The sequence below is a fragment of the Oxynema mangrovii CENA135 genome, from assembly GCF_016632315.1.
In the GTDB taxonomy this organism is placed as follows: domain Bacteria; phylum Cyanobacteriota; class Cyanobacteriia; order Cyanobacteriales; family Laspinemataceae; genus Oxynema; species Oxynema aestuarii.
This window is the reverse complement of record NZ_JAEOXH010000001.1, coordinates 1510586-1529096: the sequence shown is the minus strand read 5'-3', so window position 1 is coordinate 1529096 and position 18511 is coordinate 1510586. Positions and strand designations below refer to the sequence as shown.

Annotated in this window: 19 protein-coding genes and 22 tRNA genes; 5 read left to right on the top strand and 36 right to left on the bottom strand. The window is 48.1% G+C overall.

All coding sequences use genetic code 11. The features are described 5' to 3' along the window. Positions 1–198 precede the first annotated feature (198 nt). The 26 genes from JJD41_RS06105 to JJD41_RS05980 all read right to left on the bottom strand — a co-directional run bounded on the left by JJD41_RS06105 (position 199) and on the right by JJD41_RS05980 (position 7654). Complete coding sequence (locus JJD41_RS06105; protein WP_234488527.1) at positions 199–1134, bottom strand: GNAT family N-acetyltransferase; 936 nt, start codon at positions 1132–1134, stop codon at positions 199–201. A 187-nt stretch (positions 1135–1321) separates the two neighbouring features. Next, positions 1322–2086 carry a class I SAM-dependent methyltransferase gene (locus JJD41_RS06100; protein WP_200665145.1) on the bottom strand — a complete coding sequence of 255 codons (765 nt, stop codon included), beginning with the start codon at positions 2084–2086 and terminating at the stop codon, positions 1322–1324. Positions 2087–2217: 131 nt separating this feature from the next. Continuing rightward, positions 2218–2289: transfer RNA gene (locus tag JJD41_RS06095), tRNA-Asn, on the bottom strand. A 153-nt stretch (positions 2290–2442) separates the two neighbouring features. Then, positions 2443–2525: transfer RNA gene (locus JJD41_RS06090), tRNA-Ser, on the bottom strand. 6 nt (positions 2526–2531) lie between these two features. Further along, a tRNA-His gene (locus JJD41_RS06085) sits at positions 2532–2605 on the bottom strand. A gap of 4 nt (positions 2606–2609) precedes the next feature. Then, positions 2610–2683, bottom strand: a tRNA-Ala gene (locus JJD41_RS06080). Between the two features lie 333 nt (positions 2684–3016). Further along, positions 3017–3090: transfer RNA gene (locus JJD41_RS06075), tRNA-Arg, on the bottom strand. Positions 3091–3099: 9 nt separating this feature from the next. Beyond that, positions 3100–3171, bottom strand: a tRNA-Val gene (locus JJD41_RS06070). Positions 3172–3175: 4 nt separating this feature from the next. Then, positions 3176–3246, bottom strand: a tRNA-Gly gene (locus tag JJD41_RS06065). A 24-nt stretch (positions 3247–3270) separates the two neighbouring features. Continuing rightward, positions 3271–3341, bottom strand: a tRNA-Gly gene (locus tag JJD41_RS06060). Positions 3342–3446: 105 nt separating this feature from the next. Then, positions 3447–4292 carry a TIGR02452 family protein gene (locus JJD41_RS06055; protein WP_200665144.1) on the bottom strand — a complete coding sequence of 282 codons (846 nt, stop codon included), beginning with the start codon at positions 4290–4292 and terminating at the stop codon, positions 3447–3449. 35 nt (positions 4293–4327) lie between these two features. After that, positions 4328–4402: transfer RNA gene (locus tag JJD41_RS06050), tRNA-Leu, on the bottom strand. A gap of 3 nt (positions 4403–4405) precedes the next feature. Further along, positions 4406–4479: transfer RNA gene (locus tag JJD41_RS06045), tRNA-Leu, on the bottom strand. Between the two features lie 6 nt (positions 4480–4485). Then, positions 4486–4558 (bottom strand) — tRNA-Pro (locus JJD41_RS06040). Between the two features lie 4 nt (positions 4559–4562). After that, positions 4563–4637 (bottom strand) — tRNA-Leu (locus JJD41_RS06035). Between the two features lie 8 nt (positions 4638–4645). Continuing rightward, a tRNA-Lys gene (locus JJD41_RS06030) sits at positions 4646–4718 on the bottom strand. A 37-nt stretch (positions 4719–4755) separates the two neighbouring features. Next, positions 4756–4830, bottom strand: a tRNA-Gln gene (locus tag JJD41_RS06025). A gap of 4 nt (positions 4831–4834) precedes the next feature. Next, positions 4835–4907, bottom strand: a tRNA-Gln gene (locus JJD41_RS06020). 7 nt (positions 4908–4914) lie between these two features. After that, positions 4915–4988 (bottom strand) — tRNA-Phe (locus tag JJD41_RS06015). Between the two features lie 40 nt (positions 4989–5028). Beyond that, positions 5029–5117, bottom strand: a tRNA-Ser gene (locus JJD41_RS06010). Positions 5118–5121: 4 nt separating this feature from the next. Continuing rightward, positions 5122–5208: transfer RNA gene (locus JJD41_RS06005), tRNA-Tyr, on the bottom strand. 69 nt (positions 5209–5277) lie between these two features. Beyond that, a tRNA-Glu gene (locus tag JJD41_RS06000) sits at positions 5278–5351 on the bottom strand. An 8-nt stretch (positions 5352–5359) separates the two neighbouring features. Next, positions 5360–5433, bottom strand: a tRNA-Trp gene (locus tag JJD41_RS05995). Between the two features lie 71 nt (positions 5434–5504). Then, positions 5505–5579, bottom strand: a tRNA-Glu gene (locus JJD41_RS05990). 6 nt (positions 5580–5585) lie between these two features. Further along, positions 5586–5659, bottom strand: a tRNA-Asp gene (locus JJD41_RS05985). A gap of 444 nt (positions 5660–6103) precedes the next feature. Continuing rightward, the gene (locus JJD41_RS05980) at positions 6104–7654 is read right to left on the bottom strand and encodes a leucine-rich repeat domain-containing protein (protein ID WP_200665143.1); all 1551 of its coding nucleotides are present in this window, start codon (positions 7652–7654) and stop codon (positions 6104–6106) included. A 231-nt stretch (positions 7655–7885) separates the two neighbouring features. Between JJD41_RS05980 and JJD41_RS05975 the strand changes: the two genes are divergently transcribed. From JJD41_RS05975 to JJD41_RS05960, 4 genes are all read left to right on the top strand, one after another. Further along, complete coding sequence (locus tag JJD41_RS05975) at positions 7886–8551, top strand: glutathione S-transferase family protein (RefSeq protein WP_200665142.1); 666 nt, start codon at positions 7886–7888, stop codon at positions 8549–8551. A 144-nt stretch (positions 8552–8695) separates the two neighbouring features. Then, complete coding sequence (locus tag JJD41_RS05970; RefSeq protein ID WP_200665141.1) at positions 8696–9391, top strand: hypothetical protein; 696 nt, start codon at positions 8696–8698, stop codon at positions 9389–9391. Between the two features lie 363 nt (positions 9392–9754). Next, complete coding sequence (locus JJD41_RS05965; protein ID WP_200665140.1) at positions 9755–10177, top strand: hypothetical protein; 423 nt, start codon at positions 9755–9757, stop codon at positions 10175–10177. Beyond that, positions 10170–10586, top strand: coding sequence for a hypothetical protein (locus JJD41_RS05960; protein ID WP_200665139.1), 417 nt, complete (start codon positions 10170–10172; stop codon positions 10584–10586). The genes JJD41_RS05965 and JJD41_RS05960 overlap by 8 nt, the downstream gene beginning before the upstream one ends. A gap of 127 nt (positions 10587–10713) precedes the next feature. On the opposite strand, the gene JJD41_RS05955 is transcribed toward JJD41_RS05960, so the two are convergent. Both JJD41_RS05955 and JJD41_RS05950 read right to left on the bottom strand, forming a co-directional pair. After that, the gene (locus JJD41_RS05955; protein WP_168569217.1) at positions 10714–11109 is read right to left on the bottom strand and encodes an alr0857 family protein; all 396 of its coding nucleotides are present in this window, start codon (positions 11107–11109) and stop codon (positions 10714–10716) included. A gap of 196 nt (positions 11110–11305) precedes the next feature. Then, entirely contained in the window at positions 11306–11785 is a 480-nt protein-coding gene (locus JJD41_RS05950) for an HNH endonuclease (protein WP_370583821.1), read from the bottom strand. Between the two features lie 500 nt (positions 11786–12285). On the opposite strand from JJD41_RS05950, the gene JJD41_RS05945 reads away from it, so the two are divergent. Continuing rightward, positions 12286–12621, top strand: a complete 336-nt coding sequence (locus JJD41_RS05945; RefSeq protein ID WP_168569216.1) for a hypothetical protein — start codon at positions 12286–12288, stop codon at positions 12619–12621. 345 nt (positions 12622–12966) lie between these two features. Here the strand turns inward: JJD41_RS05945 and JJD41_RS05940 are convergent, their stop codons facing one another. The 8 genes from JJD41_RS05940 to cpcA form a co-directional block, all read right to left on the bottom strand. Next, complete coding sequence (locus JJD41_RS05940) at positions 12967–13470, bottom strand: tellurite resistance TerB family protein (RefSeq protein ID WP_200665138.1); 504 nt, start codon at positions 13468–13470, stop codon at positions 12967–12969. A 134-nt stretch (positions 13471–13604) separates the two neighbouring features. Next, positions 13605–14365 (bottom strand): IS5 family transposase gene (locus tag JJD41_RS05935; protein ID WP_200664346.1). Its coding sequence is split into 2 segments (ribosomal slippage): positions 13605–13939 and positions 13939–14365, totalling 762 coding nucleotides; the frame shifts between segments, so codons are not numbered across the junction. Positions 14366–14516: 151 nt separating this feature from the next. Further along, the gene (locus JJD41_RS05930) at positions 14517–14837 is read right to left on the bottom strand and encodes a Dabb family protein (protein WP_200665137.1); all 321 of its coding nucleotides are present in this window, start codon (positions 14835–14837) and stop codon (positions 14517–14519) included. A 37-nt stretch (positions 14838–14874) separates the two neighbouring features. Next, the gene (locus JJD41_RS05925; RefSeq protein ID WP_200665136.1) at positions 14875–15537 is read right to left on the bottom strand and encodes a HEAT repeat domain-containing protein; all 663 of its coding nucleotides are present in this window, start codon (positions 15535–15537) and stop codon (positions 14875–14877) included. Positions 15538–15592: 55 nt separating this feature from the next. Then, a complete protein-coding gene (locus tag JJD41_RS05920) occupies positions 15593–16438 on the bottom strand; it encodes a HEAT repeat domain-containing protein (protein WP_200665135.1) in 846 nt (281 codons plus the stop codon). Positions 16439–16480: 42 nt separating this feature from the next. Beyond that, positions 16481–16732 carry a phycobilisome linker polypeptide gene (locus tag JJD41_RS05915; RefSeq protein WP_200665134.1) on the bottom strand — a complete coding sequence of 84 codons (252 nt, stop codon included), beginning with the start codon at positions 16730–16732 and terminating at the stop codon, positions 16481–16483. 63 nt (positions 16733–16795) lie between these two features. After that, the gene (locus tag JJD41_RS05910; protein WP_200665133.1) at positions 16796–17656 is read right to left on the bottom strand and encodes a phycobilisome linker polypeptide; all 861 of its coding nucleotides are present in this window, start codon (positions 17654–17656) and stop codon (positions 16796–16798) included. Between the two features lie 283 nt (positions 17657–17939). Continuing rightward, on the bottom strand, positions 17940–18428 hold the full coding sequence (gene cpcA, locus JJD41_RS05905; protein ID WP_200665132.1) for a phycocyanin subunit alpha: 489 nt from the start codon (positions 18426–18428) through the stop codon (positions 17940–17942). Positions 18429–18511 lie beyond the last annotated feature (83 nt).

Here is an 18511-nt window from a genome sequence, read left to right as displayed (position 1 = left end):
TTATAAAACTTCGCTTTTTTATTGCATTGTCAAGGTTCTTTTGGAGAAAGTTTATGCCTCAAATTTAGCTATTTTTTCCTTTCTTTATTTACATACTACACAAATACTACATTAATGTCAAGGGGTTGGAAAAAAATTTTTTTGACTTCCTCGCCATGGTGGCTTCGATCGAACCGTACAAGTCTTGAAAAACAGGAGTTATTTGAGTGATGCCACAACAATTTTGCTGTAAGCAATCTGGGTATTGATGGTACGAAAGCCCACCGATTCGTACAGGCGCACCGCACCGGATAAATTGTCCGCATCGACGTAAAGCAACGCCGTCTCGATGCCTGCGGCTTTCAATTCTTGTAATACAGCATGTAATACGGCACGAGCTAAACCCCGTTTGCGATAATTCGGTGCGGTTCCGACGGGATTGAGCCAACTGACTCCCTCGGCGGTGATGTAAGCGTCACAAAAAGCCGCCATTTCGCCATTGGGGGCGATCGCCAATCGCGATAACGAAGCGCGAAACTCTGGATTTTTCAACTTTTGTCGGTAACCCTCCAGAGTCTCTGGGTGATAGTTCCAATGCTCGCGGAACGTTTCGTTAAACAAAGTAACCCACGCTTCGGCGTCCGCTTCCCCGTTCGGCGCACGCAGGGTAAATCCTTCGGGGAGTTGGGGCTCGGCGATCGCCTCGGCGAGCGATCGCACCATAGTGAGAAAATAGCGCGCGATCGTAAAACCACAGCTTTCTAAAATGGCGATTCGTCGGTGGTTTTCGGCGATCGCCCCGACAATTAATTCTTTATTTTCGCCAATTTTTCGGGCAATTTCGCTCATTCTCGCTTCTCCCCACTGTAAAATCGCCCGATGTAAAGCTTCACTGCGATAATCTGGGTGAATGCGAAACCAGAGAAAGTTATCTAACATGATTCCGGCAACGGCGATCGCCTCTCCAGTTGCGGTTTCCCACAATCTCACATCACGGGTCTTGTCCACTGCGGGACGATCGAATTGTAGCAAAATATCGCTAATGGAAGGCCATTCATCGTCAGGATCGACTATTTTACAGCGCTCTAGTAGGGGGGCGATCGCCTCTAAATCCGCGCGATCGTGATAAGATCGGGAGAAATAATTTGACATCATTTTGAATTTAACAATAACAAAATAAAACTCGATCCTTTGCCTTTAAATATAAATTGACTGTCAAACTTGTCGATCGCTCTAATACTCTAGATCGATCCTCAATTAGTTAGAATCGTAAAAGAATAGCAATTTACTCCATTTTGTCGCCTATAGAATTGAAAATGGCTATATTCAATTGCCCTCTTTTCTAAATCTCTGCTTTAAAGCATAACTCATCGTTGTAATGACTGGGCTTTTGGTCTTCTCGATAGTTTGCACAAACTTGAATCTTCCGATATCCCATTTTTTGCAATAACATCACAAACTCATCAACCCCAAACCAATGTAAAGGAAAACGCTGTAATTCCGTTTGTATCAATTGTCCATTCTTCCATTTTTCGTAACGCAAGATAGTTAAATTGAGTTGAGCGATCGGATCGATTTGAGAGGTTTTCTGTAAAAGAATAAGAGAACCATCAGGACAGTCCACTGGAGGAATTTGTCTGATTTTTCCATTCTCATTAAATTCTTCGAGCGGAATTTCTAAATCAATAAAGAGTTGGCCTCCTGTCTGTAAATGTTTAGCAAAGGTTTGTAAGGCAGCAATTGCGCGCGATCGCGTCTCCAACAGCATAAACGATCCCCACGCAATGACAATCGCCTTAAACTTTTTCGGTAGGTCAAAAGTTGCCATGTCTTCTTGATAAAGAACCGGATTTAAGCCGCGATTTCGGCAATTTTTTCGGCAGTATTCCAGCATTTCTGGCGAATTATCGAGTCCTTCTACATTCAATCCTGCTTCTAACAAAGGTACGAGTAATCGTCCCGTTCCGACTGCAACTTCCAAAATTCGACCGTCAATTTTTGATAATTGCTTACAGTAATAAGCAATATCGGGATAATCTGGGGCGATCGGTTTAGTTAAATGATAATACTCGGCACAAAGCGAACCGTAACGAGACTCGATAGACATGATTCAAACAACAAATTTCTTTAAATTCTAATCACTAAAATCATAAGGCAAGAAATAGACTTTTTTTGAAAAACATCTTTAAAAATACCACGTACAAAGATCGAAAATTAGATCGAATCTCTAATCTAAAACTCCCCAGCTTGGACTCGAACCAAGAACCCTCCGGTTAACAGCCGGACGCTCTACCATTGAGCTACCGAGGAATAGCCCCTCTGGATGGAGTCGAACCACCACAGCCGACGTTCGTAGCGTCAGTGCCAAATCCCCTGGCAGAGGGCAATCCACCGAGGAGGTACTGCCCCTCCTCTCCCCGCGTTATCAGCACGGTGCCTCACTTTTCGGCCTTCGGTGGTTCAAGGAAGATGGAGGAATCGAACCCCTACAGTGACCCGTACCCTGGTTTTCAAGACCAGTTGCCAACCATTTAGCGGCATCTTCCATTAGGGGTGTCTGACGGGACTCGAACCCGCTAGGACTGGTTCCACAAACCAGTGTCTCGACCGCTTTGACTTCAGACACCAGATGGAATCAATGGGACTCGAACCCATAACCTCCTGCTTGCAAGGCAGGCGCTCTAGCCCGTTGAGCTATGACCCCAAATTATACTTTTAACGATCGCCGATGGGTTAAAGGCGATCGCCCGTAGCGTGCAAGTTAGGGGAGCGTTGTGCGCTCTCTCAGTTACTAGAGGGACTCCGCCGATGAGTTTTTACACACTCTTTAAAGGATGGCTACCTCTAAGCCCACCTACCGGGTTCTCCGCACTCCTCGTTCTCACGCGCCCACTGTATCTGACAGTGTTACCGTTCCTCTCGTACTCAGTATGTAAGCTCCAAAAGTTGGGTCACGCTACGGCGCGATCGCGGTTTTGGCAGTTAATTAAAAACAATTAAAAACAGTGAAAGTACACCTCCTGTGTTGTTTTAAAAACGGGAGTGGCAGGACTCGAACCTACACGAACCGATTTAGAAGATCGGGACTCTATTCCCTTGAGTTACACTCCCTTTAATCAATAGTCCCGATCGGATTTGAACCGATACCATCTTGCTTGTAAGGCAAGCGCTCTACCGTTGAGCTACAGGACTAAAAAGCGAGTGGCGAGACTCGAACTCGCGCGCAAAACTTGGCAAGCTTTGATGCTACCACTACATCACACTCGCAGATAAATACCTGCATAAAAAAAGAGCGAATAACGAGATTTGAACTCGTCCCCAGAGCTTGGAAGGCTCTCATGCTACCGCTACACCATATTCGCCTGTTTTATGGTTCTTTTTTTCTTTGAATTAAACCTAAATTTTAGATCTAAGGGAGTAGAGGCGAAAAATGTTCGCCCCTACAGTCATGGCATAGAAACTCAAAACTACTGTAAATTTTTTGAAAATGTCTTTTCAAATTCTCGATAAGTTTTCCGATCTTTACTCGAATCTAAAACCGAAAATAAAACAGTTTTAAATCTGCCCCAAAATGGAGCGTTGGATAAGAGAAAATCGGCGAAAATTTTGGCGACGATCGCCGGATCGTTGCGGAAAACACCACAGCCCCAAGCCCCTAAGACTAAAGCATCGCAGTGGTGGTAAGCGGCCAAACTCAACAGTTTGGAGGCGCGATCGCGCAATACTGGAATAATTTGCGGCACCGATTCCGGTTGTTGTCGCGCGATCGCCCCGGCATTGGGAGCCGGACTGGTTATAAAATCAACTCGATAAGGTTGCGCCAACAGCGTTCCGTCATCTTTTCGGAACACGGGACAACCGGGAGAATAAACCATTCGATTGGAATATAAAAGCGATCGATAAGACCGATGAAAATCATAATACTCTTGAGCCTTTAATAAGCTTTGATATAAACCAGAACTGCGAGCTAAACTTTCCTCTTGAGCTTGAGCGCCGTTGAGAAAGCCGCCCCCGGGATTCCTCGCAGAAGCGAAATTGAGAACTCCAATTTTTTCAAAATGTTGCGATCGCGCCAACCGCTCCGCACCCATTAAAGTCGTCTCATTTTTAAGTTCAAAAAGAGTTTGCGAAAACCTCGGAGAACGGGCTAAAACCTCTCGTTCAATTTGAACTAAAAAGTCTGGATGATAAAATTTCGTATTTTCCAGACATTCGCGTAGCTCGCGAGCCATTTCGATTTGACGATCTTCATAAAAGTAGTGACCTCTTTCGAGAATTTGGATCGTTTCTTGGGCGATCGCAACGCGCTTCATTCCCGTAACTCCCAAAAAAACCATATATATTAAAATACTCCCGGCAGGACTCGAACCTGCAAAAAACCAGATCCTTAGTCTGGCGCGTCTTCCACTTCCGCCACGAGAGCATATACCCCTGACAGGACTCGAACCTGCAAACCACCGAGTCTGAGTCGGCCACGTCTTCCAATTGCGTCACAGGGGTAAACAGTCGGGATGGTTGGACTCGAACCAACGACTCCTTGGCCCCAAACCAAGGCTTCTGGCCACTGAATTACATCCCGGCGATACTCCTGGCGGGACTCGAACCCGCAAACAAACAGATTTTAAGGCTGTCGCGTCTGCCAATTGCGCCACAGGAGCAAAATAGGGGGGTGATGTAGGAGTCGAACCTACCTAAATCGGGTTAAAAGCCCGATGCATCAGCCGCTCTGCCAATCACCCAATGTGAGTGCGATACTTTTCTCGTTTAGTGAGCCAACTGGGGAGGCAGGAATCGAACCCGCGAGATCCCGATTCAAAGTCGGGTGGCTTTGCCAACGTCGCCTACTCCCCAATCACTGCCGGAGTTGGGATCGAACCAACCTCTCCGTGATTCAGAGTCACGGCGACTTACCCATCGTCCATCCGGCATCAACAGCCCCCCAAGTCGGAATCGAACCGACGACCTCCTGTTCTTCACACAGGCGCTACTACCAACTGAGCTACCGGGGGAAATGTTAAACATCAAAACAAAATCAAAACAAAATCAAAACGGAGAAGGAGGGATTTGAACCCTCGACGGCTGTTTAAAACCGTTCTTTCTTAGCAGGAAAGCGCCTTCAACCACTCGGCCACTTCTCCCCAAAGGGTCGGGAGGGACTCGAACCCCCACGTTTAGCATAAAAGCACTTGATTTACAGTCAAGCTCCGTCACCCATTTGGATACCGACCCAAAAATTGACACCCTTTTTAACTGGTTATTAAAATCGTTTTTAAAAAGTTATTGAAACCGATATTAAAACAGTGCCGACGGGATTTGAACCCGCAAACGCCGACTTGAAAGATCGGGGGCTTTACCAATTTGCCTACGGCACCTTATTAGACACGGGGACTGAGAGTCGAACTCAGAATCTTCGGTTTTGGAGACCGAGATGTTTGCCTGTTACACCATCCCCGCATGACCTTTTCTGAGATAAAAGCGAGGGAAAAAGGCTCCGATGAGGTTTCTACTCGCGAATAGCCAAACATTGGAAGTCCCGACGGGATTTAAACCCGCATCTCCAGCTTGAGGGGCTGACGGCTTATTCGTTCGCCTACGGGACTATCGAACGGGGATGACGGGACTCGAACCCGCGACTTCTTGTTCGACAGACAAGCACTCTACACGTCTGAGTTACACCCCCATTTGTTGGCATTTTGTGGATAAGTTTTCCACCTTTCTCCAGTTGAATTCACCCCAGGCAGTTGACGGGAGAGAATGATTCGAGGGAATGATTTTCCCCGCATCAATCTGCCTGTTTTGTGAATTCTTTCCAATAGGTCATGATTGAATTTATTCAGTTGTCAAGGTTCTAATTTGGGCGATGGGGCGTTGCGTCAGAGCGCTTTTCCCGTCCGCCACATTTACATGCTACATACATACTACATTAATGTCAAGGGGTCTGGCCGAGATTTTTGGGGAAATCTCGGTATACGATCGCGCTACAAACCTTAAAACCTTTAAATAGCAAGGGTTTTAAGGTTTGTAGTATTACTGAAAATTGTAGTATGCACGAGCGAATTACCCCGATCGCCGATTCCGGGAGAGGCGATCGTGTAGTACGCAGGGGGAGGGTCGCTAGTCCGGATTAAAACGAGCAGATCGAGGCGGGTTCGACCGGACAGGTTTTTTCGGCGATCGCATTACCACTTAAAAAGAGTCCGGAGAGGGACTTGAGAGGAGAGAGGGACTGAATTTCGGCGATCTGGTTGTTTTCTAAAACTAATTCGTTTAAGTTCGTCAAAGACGCCAGGGGTTTGACATTCTCGATCTGATTATCTTTGAGATTCAACGTTTTGAGCTGAGTTAAACCCGCCAGAGGTGCGACTGTCTCAATTTGATTGCCATTGAGATTGAGGATTTTAAGCTGAGTTAAGCTCGCCAATGGCTCAATGTTGCTAATTTTATTATTAACCAAGGATAATTCTTCGAGATCGGTGAGGTTGGCTAAAGGGGAGATCTCGGAAATTTGATTGTCACCGAGATTCAGTTTTTTGACATTAGTTAATGACGCGATCGCCTCCACCGTAGTTATATTATTTTTAGTTAACTTGAGCGTTTCGAGTGCCGTCAGTTTCGCCAGAGGCGTGATTTCGGTAATTTGATTGTTTTCTAAACTTAATTCACTCAAATATGTCAGATTAGCTAAAGCATCTATGCTGTTAATCGCATTAGTATTGAGATTGAGTTTTGTTAAAGATTGAAGAGGGGCGATCGCGCCGATATCGGCGATCGTGTTGCCGCTTAAATCCAATTCCGTCAAAGAATTTAGGTTTGAAAGATTGGTAATATCGACAATTTGATTACTTCCCAAATGAAGGATTTTTAGAGTTGAGACTGCAGCCAAGGAATCGAGATCGACAATCTGATTGCTGCCGAGGTCGAGTTCCGTCAAAGAACGGAGGGAACCCAACGGTTCTACGGTGATAATTTGATTCGTTTCTAAATTTAATGTTTTTAGATTGACGAGATTGGAAAGAGCTTCCAAATTTGTAATTTGATTGTTCCCCAAATCGAGCTGACTCATATTATTTAATCCCGATAATGGAGTTAAATCAGTAATTTGATTGTTAAACAGGGTCAAAGTTTGCAAGTTGGTTAAACTTGCAAGGGGAGTTAAATCACTAATCTGATTATTAAAAAGAGATAAATTTTTCAGGTTAGTCAAATTAGAAATTGGCTCCAGATCGACGATTTTATTGCTGCCTAAATCTAGTTCGATCAAAGAGGTTAAAGAGCGTAACGGTTCGAGATCGGTAATTTGGTTGCTACGTAGGGAAAGCCTCCTTAAATTCGTAAGAGACGCGAGGGGTTTGAGGTCTACAATCTGGGTTCCGCGCAAGTCGAGTTCGGAAAGTTGCAGCAGTTCCAATTGAGCTAGCTCGCATTCATTCGCTTGGATATTTTCTAGTAATAAATCTACCGTTTGTCTGAGAGGTTCGGAAAGATTTTCTTTGTTTTGGCACCAATCAACAAAATTATCGTAGGTCGTCGGGGAGGGTAGAGCTTCTGGGGTGGGGCTTTCCGTTGCTAGCGGTACGGTAAAATCGCTTAATTGACATCCTCCTAAAGATAGAGATAAGACGATCGCGCCCACGCTCATTTGACGAGAATATTGACGGAAAAAAATTGCGAACATAGCCTGAATGTGAATAAACAATTCATATTTTAGCTAGGAAATCGCAACTGGCGCCAAAGATTTGCTAAGCTTAGCTTTGGATCGGTCTCAAGGGGGTGAAATTTAGGGCGATCGCCGATAAGGTTTGGTTTTGCGTATATTTGGATAAATCAGGAAGAAACAGCGACTCGTTACTCAAGCTGTTCTCGATCTGTTCAATTTCTCCTATCTCTCCAGTGAGGATAATTTGTGATGCTTAAGTTTTACTACCACCAGATTTCGATCAATTCTCGACGAGTGTGGATTGCTTTATTAGAAAAAAATATCGAATTTGAAGGAATTGAACTTAAACTCAATGGCGACCAGTTTGAACCGAGTTTCTTAGCCCTCAATCCTTTTCACCATATCCCCGTTTTGGAGGATGATGGGTTTTCAGTGATTGAATCTTTCGCAATTCTCGATTATCTCGACGCGAAATATCCAGAGAATCCCTTACTTCCGACAGATGCGCGATCGCTGGCACTTGTTAGAATGGTGCAGATGGTGACCCTGAATGAACTATTAACGGCGATGAATCCGTTAATTGTGAAAGGGATGGGATTCGGCGAACCGGAAGCGAATAAACTTGAAGAGAGTCAGCAAAAAGTCGGTAAAATTTTAGAGTTTTTAGCTGAAAAATTAGGCGAACAATCTTATTTTATCGACGATCGCCTTACCCTTGCCGATATTGTTGCAGGGACGGCGATCGGGGTTTTACCGTTCTTGGGGTTTTCATTAGATAGCTATTCAAATCTTAAAGCATGGTGCGATCGCCTCATGCAGCGATCGAGTTGGCAACAAACCCAAGCGACCCCAGAACAATTAGAAAGTTTTAAAGCACAAATGAAAATATTAATGGCTAAAAAAGTAGCGGAATAATCATTCATAAGCTGTTAGATCTTTAAACTGCATGAGTCAAGCTGGGGATCTGGCTAGAACCACGATCGCATAAGTTTTTCGGTGGCACGGGCATCCTGACCGACTCTTTCCACCGCATCATTTTATAAATTTCAAAGGATTAATATGAGCATTTCTCTAATTGATATTGCCACCTATTACGAAGGACTTCCCCATCAAAAACATGCCCTAGAAATATTGCAGCAACAAATCGAATCCGATCGCCCCGCTTTATTAGAAGATGGTTCGCCATTTATCCAAATTTGGCGCAATTCTCCCCAAGCGGCTGAAACCTTTCCTCGGGTTGAAATTATCTCGAATAGCAAACAATTACAAGCCCAATGGGGCGGCGAAATTTTCACGATTGATGCGAGTGAAATGAATGTATTCGTGATGGATGCACCGGATCCGGAAACGGGAACCATAAAAGCACGAGAAATGAGCGGCGATCGCATTGTCGATTACAGTGTCGATCCGCAAACAGGTAATATTGCCGTCGGTGTCATGCTCAATTACTATGCGGCGACCACCACGAGTGCGGTGTTTATTATCGACCCGCAACCGGGAGGATATGCGATTTATCGGGGGAGTATACCCGGACCGGAACCCCTGCCCGATCGCGATTTTTCAACCTATAGTTTGAGTAGCATTCAATCAGTTCGTTTTGTCGAAGGCTACTTGCAAGTTGTGGAAATCGATCCGCCTGGAAATATGGCTTTAGTTGTGTTTAAACCGTCGAATAGTCCGGCGATGGAATATTCGGGTTGTTTGAATTTAGAAGTAGTTGAAAGTACCCGAGGTGGATTGTGTTCTAAGCATTGACTCTGTTATCCTAAATAAGGAAGGTTTTCCCAAAGACGCCGAATCAGAAGCTGGATAGGTTTTAACTCATTTTTCTTTGGGGAATCCAGGAAATGGCGCTCTGTGTTCGGCATTGATAAACGCAACTCTAGTTATGAGTCCTGTTCTCAGGTCTTTCACGTCGTTCCCTAGAGGGATTGTGGTTTCTGCTTTCAGGAATCACGAGCCACTGCATTTTCAATGCCTAATCTCTACAAACCAACACAGGGCGATCTAATGATTTTTTAGATCTAGACTCCCAATGTTGGATGGGTCGTCAACGAAGGGATTCTGAAATCGTCCTATAACTGGGGTTACCTACAACCTAACGGGTAGGAGAACCTCATGAACAGTCATTCTAATGCTATTCCCTCATCTGAGCGATGGGCGCATCTCGATCGATACGAGCGCAAATATGCCCGCAAAGTGATGGAGAGGTACGATCGCATTATGCAACTGAAAACGGATGTTTGTAGGATTGCCAATCGTTATCAATTCTCAGTTAACGAGGTGCAAAGGGCAAAAGACTATGCATTTGGTAGTGGGGTTTCGCGCTATCAGTTTTATCCCGATGAGGATATGGCAGCCGCTTGGATTAGAATGGCAGTAGGAAGGGCAATGGACATTGATGAGATTTTACTTAGGCATGAAGTGTTTGAATCGAATCTGGTCATTAACCAGGGTGCGATTGTAGAAGATGCCCACGAATTGGCTCAAGCTAGGTATCCTTGGTCGGAACGGCTAAAACAAAGGAGGCACGATGAATAAATCATCCACCGAAAAATTCCTTGAAGCGGTTGAAATTTGCAAATCTTTAAAGACTTTGCACTGTAAGCGTTCGAGCCTCCCTTGTGAAGCCATCCAACTTTTATGTGAAGTTGCTCGAGACCCTTCAGAGTTACTAGAGTTGTGCCAACAGTATCGTGCTGAGATAGAACCTGCGGTCACTGGCATTGCTGACTATGCAGCGAGCGTGGATAATTGGAAAGCAGGAAGTTGTCCTTTTGGTTTGAAAGACCATTGTAATATCTTGCATTTTCTTTTCAATGTTGATACGCAGCAATTTGAGTTTTTCAGAGGGCGAAAAACCTTTACTCCTGAAGTCATTTGTGAGTTTCTCAAGGACTGGAAAGGGATTGATTTAGCGCCTTTGGTCTTAAATTACTCCGTTAGATAACAAGCTCTTAATTTTTTAGGGGAGAAAATCGAGGAAAAATCGGTGCTTTTATCTCAGAAGAAGGGGCGATCGCCTAAAATACGATCGCCCCTCCTTCAAGGAATCGGCTTCAATCGATCGATTTCAATCAATCGACCTCTTCGAGTAGCGAGATTTTCGTTTGGGCTTGCTCCCACAGGTCGATCAGGTAGAATTCGCTCAGTTCGCCGATGGCAGTCACGAAAACACCTTCTGCGGTTTCCGAGTTTGCCGCGATCCACGTTCCGTGCAAGCTCACTTCCACGTAGTCCGCGTCGGCGATACACAGGGCGATCGCCTCATTTCGATCCCGCCGCGCTTGAGTTTCCAAACCCTTAAGCCCCGGTAGGTCTGCAGGGAGCAGAAACGATGCACTTGTCGGTTCGACGACGATTCCTTCGCCGACGCGCATCGCCAAAACGACTCGCCGGGCGACTAACTCATCGACGGAGGACGCCAAACGCTCCAAGTTAAAGCCGTTTTCGGTGTACGTGAACTTCAACATTCCCGGTTATTCTCCCGTGGTTTTGAGTATTCTCGTTCGTTGGCTGTCAGCGCAGCCTTGCCCGATGGGGCTTGAGATCCACAGGGGTCGAGGTAGGCGGTGAGAGGAGTATAAAGAGCGGTGGAATTCCCTCTTTGTTGCCGCTACCTGCGGGTTGGGTTCAGTTAATCTTTGAGAACCGAACTATTTTTCCCCTTTAGACCTGAAAATCATTCCAAAATTCTTCAGCAAATGCGATCGCGGGATGCATCGGTGCTTTTGGCTTGCTTGCGAGCGGCATCCCCGCTTGCTGGGGCGTGCGATCGCCTTTGCGACCGTTACACGCACTGCAAGCTGCGACGACGTTATCCCAACTATGGGCGCCCCCTTTTGATTTAGGGATGACGTGATCGAGGGTCAAGTGTTTCGTACTGCCGCAGTATTGGCAGCTATGGCGATCGCGTCGCAGCACTTCCCGGCGGTTGACGGGAGGTACTTTCCACATCCGTTCGGTACCACTGACCGTGAGGCGGATATGTTCGGGAACCTGCAAGATCGTCGAGGGCGATCGGACTTCGTAAATTTTGCTCAAAGGCATCCCCGTCGTGGCGGCGGCCATACCCCCCGTCAAATCGAGGGGTTCCGCCTTTCCGGCGATTAACAGCACGATCGCCCGTTTAACGTTCACTCGCGCGATCGGCAGGTAGTTTTTAGAGAAAACCACCACCGCATGTGTCAATACGTCAGTTATGCTGCTCGTCACGGCTGAACTCCTTATTAAATGACCCCCACTTCTCATGCTGGAGGAAGCGGGGGCCACAAAATCCGTTTATGGTTTTGTTTTATCTATTTCAGGTACGACATCAACTTGAGGCGTACCTCCCGCTTCTTACACCCGTTCTATCACCATTGCCCTCGGGGTTCCCCGGGGCTAAACATACGAAACCTTCTCCAATCTCTAGCACATCTGCGCAGGAATCACACCCACTCGCAAAACCATCTCTGGCGATCGCCACGACGGCACCGACTCGGCGCGCGAGGTCGATACTCCAGTCAAAGGCGTCGGCGAGATATCGTTGCATAGAGAGGGCGGTTGAAAGCTTCACAGTAAAAAGTTTTGAAGGGAATGACTTGAAATCTACAGTAAACATACTACACTGATATTACAGAGATGTCTACCCATTTGAGGAAAAAATTATGCCCGCAATTACTCGAACTCCGACCACCGAAATGGAAGTCACCAGCATCCGCTTGGAGAGAGAGCTAAAAGACAATCTCAAAGCCATTGCAGGCGATCGGGGCTACCAAGCCCTCATTCGCGATGTCCTTTGGAATTACGTCCAGCAGAAATCCGGTCATTATCGACCCTCGTTTTCACCGTCCGATATCCGCGCCAGCCTCGAAGCGACAGCCCAACGAGAGGAACGTTGCGTGATTACAGGCAAAACCATCCGACCGCAAGAGCCGATGTTGTTAGGACTGACCGTACACGGCGAAATGGTTCCGTTGAGCATAGATAGTATGGCGAGTTAGATTGCTCGACGTGGCCACAATTTAGGCGACAAATCCCCATTTTGTTTTTTTGATTCTGTTCCAATAGATCTTGTAGGGGCGAACGGCTGTTCTCCCCTACTTGTCTCATTGCAATGAGATCGTGACTGTAACCTTCCGCGATCGCCCCTTCTTCGCAAATACAGCACTCGGGCGTCTGATAAGGTACGATGCCGATCCCCCTATCCCCCCTTCGCCCCCCTTTGAAAGGGGGGTGGGGGGGATTTCGGGGGGAACGAGGAAAGTCCCCCTTTGAAAGGGGGATTTAAGGGGATCTAAATGTGTTGCATAGCAGAGGAAAATGTTGTACGCACTCGAAAACTTGCATTACGGCGAATCGAAATTGTTCCATTCTTCGGCAACGATTTGCTCCGCTTTCGCCTCGGGAATTTCCAAAGCTCGCGCTAATTTTTCCAAATACTCCGACTCTTCCTTCGTCACTCGACCGTCGGCGATCGCAAAAGCCACCGCCACGGTATACGCATCTTCTCTCATATCCGTCGGTAATGCCTCGATCGCCGCATTCAGCAGCGCCCCCGTTCCCTGCAAATCCCAAATCGTATCGATTTTTCCGGATACGACCCGGAAATCGGCTTGCGAATAGCCTTTGACCGAACCACTGGCTAAAATATCTCGAAATAACTCTAATTCTTTCGCCGACATCTCCCCATCGGCATAAACCACAATTAAGGCGATCGCAAATAAGCCCTCAACTGGGGTGAGTTTTTCCGAAGATTTAGCATAAGCATTGAAAATTTTGTCGTATTTGCTCATCGTTTCGAGAAATTCATAAGATCCGTCGTTCGGCCATGTTGCTTGTTTTAGGAGCATTGAGAAGCGCAAGGGCAGGCGATCGCATCCAGGTCAATATCTTTTTTATTTATAAATTAAAAAATCTAGGGCGTGTCATCAATTATGTAGGTTGACAAAAGTGACCAAATGTGGAGGAAAGCGCCTGCGGACATTTAAGCCAGCCAAATCACGGATGCAGCCAGGTAAATGCCACCCAGGAAGTTCACCGAGCGCTTGTCATAACGAGTGGCAATCCCTCGATACTGTTTGAGCTTGGCAAAGAAGTTTTCCACCAGATGTCGGGTTTGATACAAGAATCGATCGTAATCGTGGGCTTGTTTTCGATTCTTTTTCGAGGGAATGACGACTTCAATCCCTCGCTCGTGCAACGGTTGTCTGACTCGTTCGTCGGCATCGTAAGCTTTATCCGCTAGCAGTGCCTGGACTTCCACTGATGGTAGCAACCGCTCGGCACCGACTAGATCGCTGGCCTGACCGGGAGTTAAAAAAAAGATATGGGATTCCCCAAAGCATCCACCACCGCATGAATTTTCGTACTCAACCCGCCTCGGCTACGACCGATATTTTCCTCTTCGGCTGAACTCCCTGATGCTCCAGCACTGTGCTGATGCGCTCGCACAATGGTGGAATCGATGGCAGCATATTCGTTATCGGCTTCCTCGCAGAGGACTTGGAAAACGCGCTCCCACACCCCAGTTTTTGACCAGCGAGTGAAGCGTGTGTGGACGACTCGAAAATCCCCAAAGCGTTCGGGAAGATCTCGCCAAGGAATCCCTGCTCGAAAGCGATACAACACGGCTTCGACGAATAAACGGTTATCTTTAGCTGTGACCCCAACTGTACCCGGACGACCCGGAAGCAGGTGTTCAATGCGTTGCCATTGGTCGTCTCGTAAAGCGTAACGCCGTTTCATCCCGGTTTTGAGCTATCTTGAGTGAACGGGTAGCAGGCTACACACATTTCACTATTTTTGTCAATTTTCTTAATTGATGACAGACCCTAGGAATTACACCTAGATTTCATCAAAACACCATAACGTTTAAACTTTTAACCCGTTGAAACCCTCACGAATCGACCTCGTAATCGACCACCGCGCGATCGCCGACCACTTTGACAATAAAATCCTTACATTTCTCATGTTCTGGATGTTTTTGATAGCGATCGAGTGCTTCCATACTGGCAAATTCAGAAGATAAAACCACATCGTAACTGGCAGGAGAGGCGATCGCATTGATGCCGACCTCGATCGCCTCAATTTCCGCGATCGTCCCTTTCAACCCTTCGAGCATTTTCTTTATTTTTAAAGCATTTTCTGCCTTAGAAGCCCCTTCCGCAGACTCGTGCAAGCGCCACATTACGATATGTTTGATTCTCGAATTTCCCATAACTTTAATGATTCAATCGTTGTCTACTTTCGATCGTTTAATTCACCCCAGCCGTGACGCCCGTTTGTAAATTTTGACAGGCCAAAAGCGCCCGAGCGCGCACCACTAAAACCTCATCCTCACTCGATAAGCGTTCCAAGCGAGCCAAACTTTGAGGAACCCAACTCGGTTCGGGCGATCGCTCATTTTTTAGCAGTCCCTCGATCCCGACCACCGCCGCATAGCGCACCACCCATTCCGGATCCTCCGCGACCTGGATCAAACAGTGATGGACTCGTTCTCGCTCTTGCTCCCGTGGGGTCGCCTCCAAGCGATCCCAGAGAATATTTCCCAATCCCCGCGCGGCGGCCCGGCGCACGCTCAGGGCAAAATCGTTCTTCGCCGCCTCGGTCAAAATATCCAAGCCGCGCGGGTCGCCAATTCCGGCTAAAGCGCGAATTCCCCAGGCACGGGCGCCGTAGTTGTAGCCGTCGAGCTGTTCCAAAATTGCGGGAACCGCGAGCTCGCTCAAACCGACCAGCCCTTCGACCGCAGCCACGGCAGCGCCGGGATTGTTGTAGCCGAGAGCTTCGATCAGGAGAGGAATTGCTTCCGGGGAACGAGTTTGAGCTAAATTCCGAACGGCTCCCGCCAGGGCTCGGGCGGAATCGGCAGCGCGAACGGCTTCGATCAGGGTGTGGATGGAGGGTTGCGAAGTCATGAGCAGGAAATAATCTGGCTGCAGTTCCCGGTGGGGGCGTCCGCTTGGGGGTTTTCTAAAGCAGGGAATCCATTAAATATAAGGTATCGATCGCCGCTTCGGAGAGCGCGGGTGGCTTGTCGGCTTCCGGCGAGTCTAAATGATGTTCGACGATCCCTTTGAGCGAAATCAGTTTAATGCTATTTTCCGCTAAAGTTTGCGCGATCGCGGGAGCGGCGGGAAGATAGCCGATCGCCCCGAGGTCGATCAACGCCGAGCGCCGTAGTTGTAGCTTCGATCCGCGCAACGCTTCTACCAGGCGATCGCCATACGCCGGATCTCCGGTCAGTTGGTACATCGCCCGCGCCGCCGAATAGTGCACTCGTTCAAAAGAATGATTTAAAAATGGGGCGATCGCCTCCGTCGCCTCCGTCGCTTTCAGAGACCCCAACGCCTCGATAATCGTATCGTAAGGTTGGTTTAAGTGCGGTTTACCCGGAACCCGGACTGCGGCTTCGACGCCGCCATCGAGTAATTTGAGCAAGGCGGGAATCGCTTCCGGGTCGCCCAAGCGTTCCAACCCTTCCGCCGCCGCTTCGCGAACGTAGTAGTCCGGGGAATCGAGGCAGTCGATTAACGCGGGAACCGCGCGATCGTCGCCGACTTTCCCCAACGCTCGCGCCGCGTTCCGTTGCAAGGGATAGCCGCCTGCTTCCGTGCGATCGCCGTGTTCTTGCAACAAATCGAGCAAGGCATCGATCGCCTCCGGTTCGCGCACGCCAAAGCGACCGATCCACCACGCCGCATAGTAGCGCAAGCTCAGATCCTCGTGGCGCAGATTGGCGATCGCTTCTTCTACAGTCAGAGACTCACCGCCAGCCTCCTGGGCCGACGGTGAAGCTGATTCAAAATCATCCAGCATGATGAGTCAGGTGCATCCGTTTAACAGGATCGGGCGGGAGATTTAGCCCTCCCCCTCGTCATTATTGGCAATCGGCTGGATATTAACAATTTTTCCGCCCATGCGGGTAATGCGCTGCATTTCCTCATTCATCCGGCTGTAAGGTACCGTGATGAACACGCTGCCACTTTCGCGGATTTGATAATTCATATCATCCGTGACTTCGCTTTGACGCAGCCCTGCCACTTCATAGCGAAAGTAGCGGTTCCCAGCGCCCGTATTGGCGCTACTGCCACCTGCAACTTGACCGAGCATATCTGTCTGTTAACTCCTAAAGTAGTAACCGTTGACGGGTCAATGGGTCAATTGAGACCTTGACTAAGCCGGAGTAATGCTGGCAATCTTGCCACCTTTTTTGAGAATCTGCTGAATTTGCGAGGACAGCTTCTCATAAGGGACGATGTAGCTGTTGCTGCTACGGCGTACTCCGGTTTGACGGATTCCCGTCACTTCGATCCGATAGACTCCGCCTTGTTTGCCAAAACCGACAAACGCACCGCCGAGGCAAGTGTTCGGGGTCGCATCGGCTGCACTGCGGTAAGACCAGCCGGAGCTACCGCCGGACGGTCCGACAATCGTGGACGCCGTATTTTGAGCCAATTCGCGAGCCAAGCGCGAGTTGTTGCCTTCCACCTGAGCGCGATCGCTGTTGGCGTAACCGCGATACAGGCGGAACATCCGGTTGAAACCGACGGTTTTCTGACCCGGTTGGTTGTTGAAACCGCGATAGTAGGGGACGATATAGTCTCCGAAGTTATCTTGATACTCCCGAGAATCGATGTAGGAATCGATTTCTGCATCAAATCCTTGGGTTTCGTAAAGATCTAAATGCTCGATGACTTCAGATTCATCATAAGGAGCGCGACCCAAGAGGTGCTTGAAGTTAAGCTCGATCACCCGGGTCTGGAAATTGTTGTAGAGAAACTTGGTTTTGTAAAGCTCGGATTTGGCAACGCAACGCACGAAATCGCGCACGGTGATGCTGCCATTTTTCAGCAGGGATTCGGCACTGGTGAGCCGTTCCGAAGACATCACGTAGTCATTCCCGAGCACCTGGCGGTACACGGCGCGAATGACGGCGATCGCGTCTTGTTCGCTCCAATTCGGACGCAATTCGACCGGAGCCGCATCTAAAAACGCCGAAGTCCCCAAACGGGCTGCTGCTGTTGTAATAGCCATCTGATCGATCTCCCAAGAAGTAGTTTTGTTTAGAGTCTCTCGATTTGAGATTGAAAGGGGATCGTCGATTGGCCTCTCGCTGTTTCAATTGATCGAGTCCATTCCCACTCGAACTCATCCAAAATCTAAAACGTGATGAGGCAAATCTTTGTTAAATCCCCAAAATGCTAAAGATGTCCGGAGAGGTAAACAGCAACTAGCCTGTTACTAGCAACCTGCATACCTACCCGGACATCCCTTACGGTCTATCCGAGTGGATAGACTGACGAGTTTCCAAGCAAGACTAGCTCAGGGCGTTGATGGCGTAGTCGATGTAGGCGTTCGCTTCGACAGCCGCTTGACCGCTCAAGCCGTGGTTGTTTTTGATGTACTTGAGGGCTTCAACGTACCAGCTCGGAGACAGATCGAAGGTGCTGTTGATTTCATCGAGACCCGCGATCAAGTATTCGTCCATCGGTCCGGTGCCACCCGCAACCAAGCAGTAGGTCACCATGCGCAGGTAGTAGCCGATGTCACGAGAGCATTTCGCTTTCCCGGTTTCGGTGGAAGCGTAGTTGGCCCCTTGCATACTGGTGGTGTAGGGGAATTTGTTGTAAACCGCTTGAGCGGCGCCGTCAACCAAGCGTTGGGAGTTGCTGGTCAAGGCACGAGCGGCTTCCATGCTGGCAGCAGCGCGCTTGAAGCGACCGTCAACGGCTTGCAGTTCGGTGTTGCTCAGGAAACGGCCTTGGGCGTCGGCAGTAGAGATCGCTTCGGTAATTGGGGTTTTCATTGTTGAGGTATCTCCCTATGGTTGTGCAATGTTTATAGAGTCGTCGGTTATGAAGAATGAATCAATGAAGTCCGATCGTCCGA

Coding starts and splice junctions, on each gene's coding strand:
- JJD41_RS05980 (WP_200665143.1), bottom strand. CDS start 7,654: ATGTTCGCAATTTTTTTCCGTCAATATTCTCGTCAAATGAGCGTGGGC.
- JJD41_RS06100 (WP_200665145.1), bottom strand. CDS start 2,086: ATGTCTATCGAGTCTCGTTACGGTTCGCTTTGTGCCGAGTATTATCAT.
- JJD41_RS05945 (WP_168569216.1), top strand. CDS start 12,286: ATGCCCGCAATTACTCGAACTCCGACCACCGAAATGGAAGTCACCAGC.
- JJD41_RS05930 (WP_200665137.1), bottom strand. CDS start 14,837: ATGGGAAATTCGAGAATCAAACATATCGTAATGTGGCGCTTGCACGAG.
- JJD41_RS05925 (WP_200665136.1), bottom strand. CDS start 15,537: ATGACTTCGCAACCCTCCATCCACACCCTGATCGAAGCCGTTCGCGCT.
- JJD41_RS06105 (WP_234488527.1), bottom strand. CDS start 1,134: ATGATGTCAAATTATTTCTCCCGATCTTATCACGATCGCGCGGATTTA.
- JJD41_RS05940 (WP_200665138.1), bottom strand. CDS start 13,470: ATGCTCCTAAAACAAGCAACATGGCCGAACGACGGATCTTATGAATTT.
- JJD41_RS06055 (WP_200665144.1), bottom strand. CDS start 4,292: ATGAAGCGCGTTGCGATCGCCCAAGAAACGATCCAAATTCTCGAAAGA.
- JJD41_RS05955 (WP_168569217.1), bottom strand. CDS start 11,109: ATGTTGAAGTTCACGTACACCGAAAACGGCTTTAACTTGGAGCGTTTG.
- JJD41_RS05960 (WP_200665139.1), top strand. CDS start 10,170: ATGAATAAATCATCCACCGAAAAATTCCTTGAAGCGGTTGAAATTTGC.
- JJD41_RS05975 (WP_200665142.1), top strand. CDS start 7,886: ATGCTTAAGTTTTACTACCACCAGATTTCGATCAATTCTCGACGAGTG.
- JJD41_RS05915 (WP_200665134.1), bottom strand. CDS start 16,732: ATGCTCGGTCAAGTTGCAGGTGGCAGTAGCGCCAATACGGGCGCTGGG.
- JJD41_RS05965 (WP_200665140.1), top strand. CDS start 9,755: ATGAACAGTCATTCTAATGCTATTCCCTCATCTGAGCGATGGGCGCAT.
- JJD41_RS05920 (WP_200665135.1), bottom strand. CDS start 16,438: ATGCTGGATGATTTTGAATCAGCTTCACCGTCGGCCCAGGAGGCTGGC.
- cpcA (WP_200665132.1), bottom strand. CDS start 18,428: ATGAAAACCCCAATTACCGAAGCGATCTCTACTGCCGACGCCCAAGGC.
- JJD41_RS05970 (WP_200665141.1), top strand. CDS start 8,696: ATGAGCATTTCTCTAATTGATATTGCCACCTATTACGAAGGACTTCCC.
- JJD41_RS05910 (WP_200665133.1), bottom strand. CDS start 17,656: ATGGCTATTACAACAGCAGCAGCCCGTTTGGGGACTTCGGCGTTTTTA.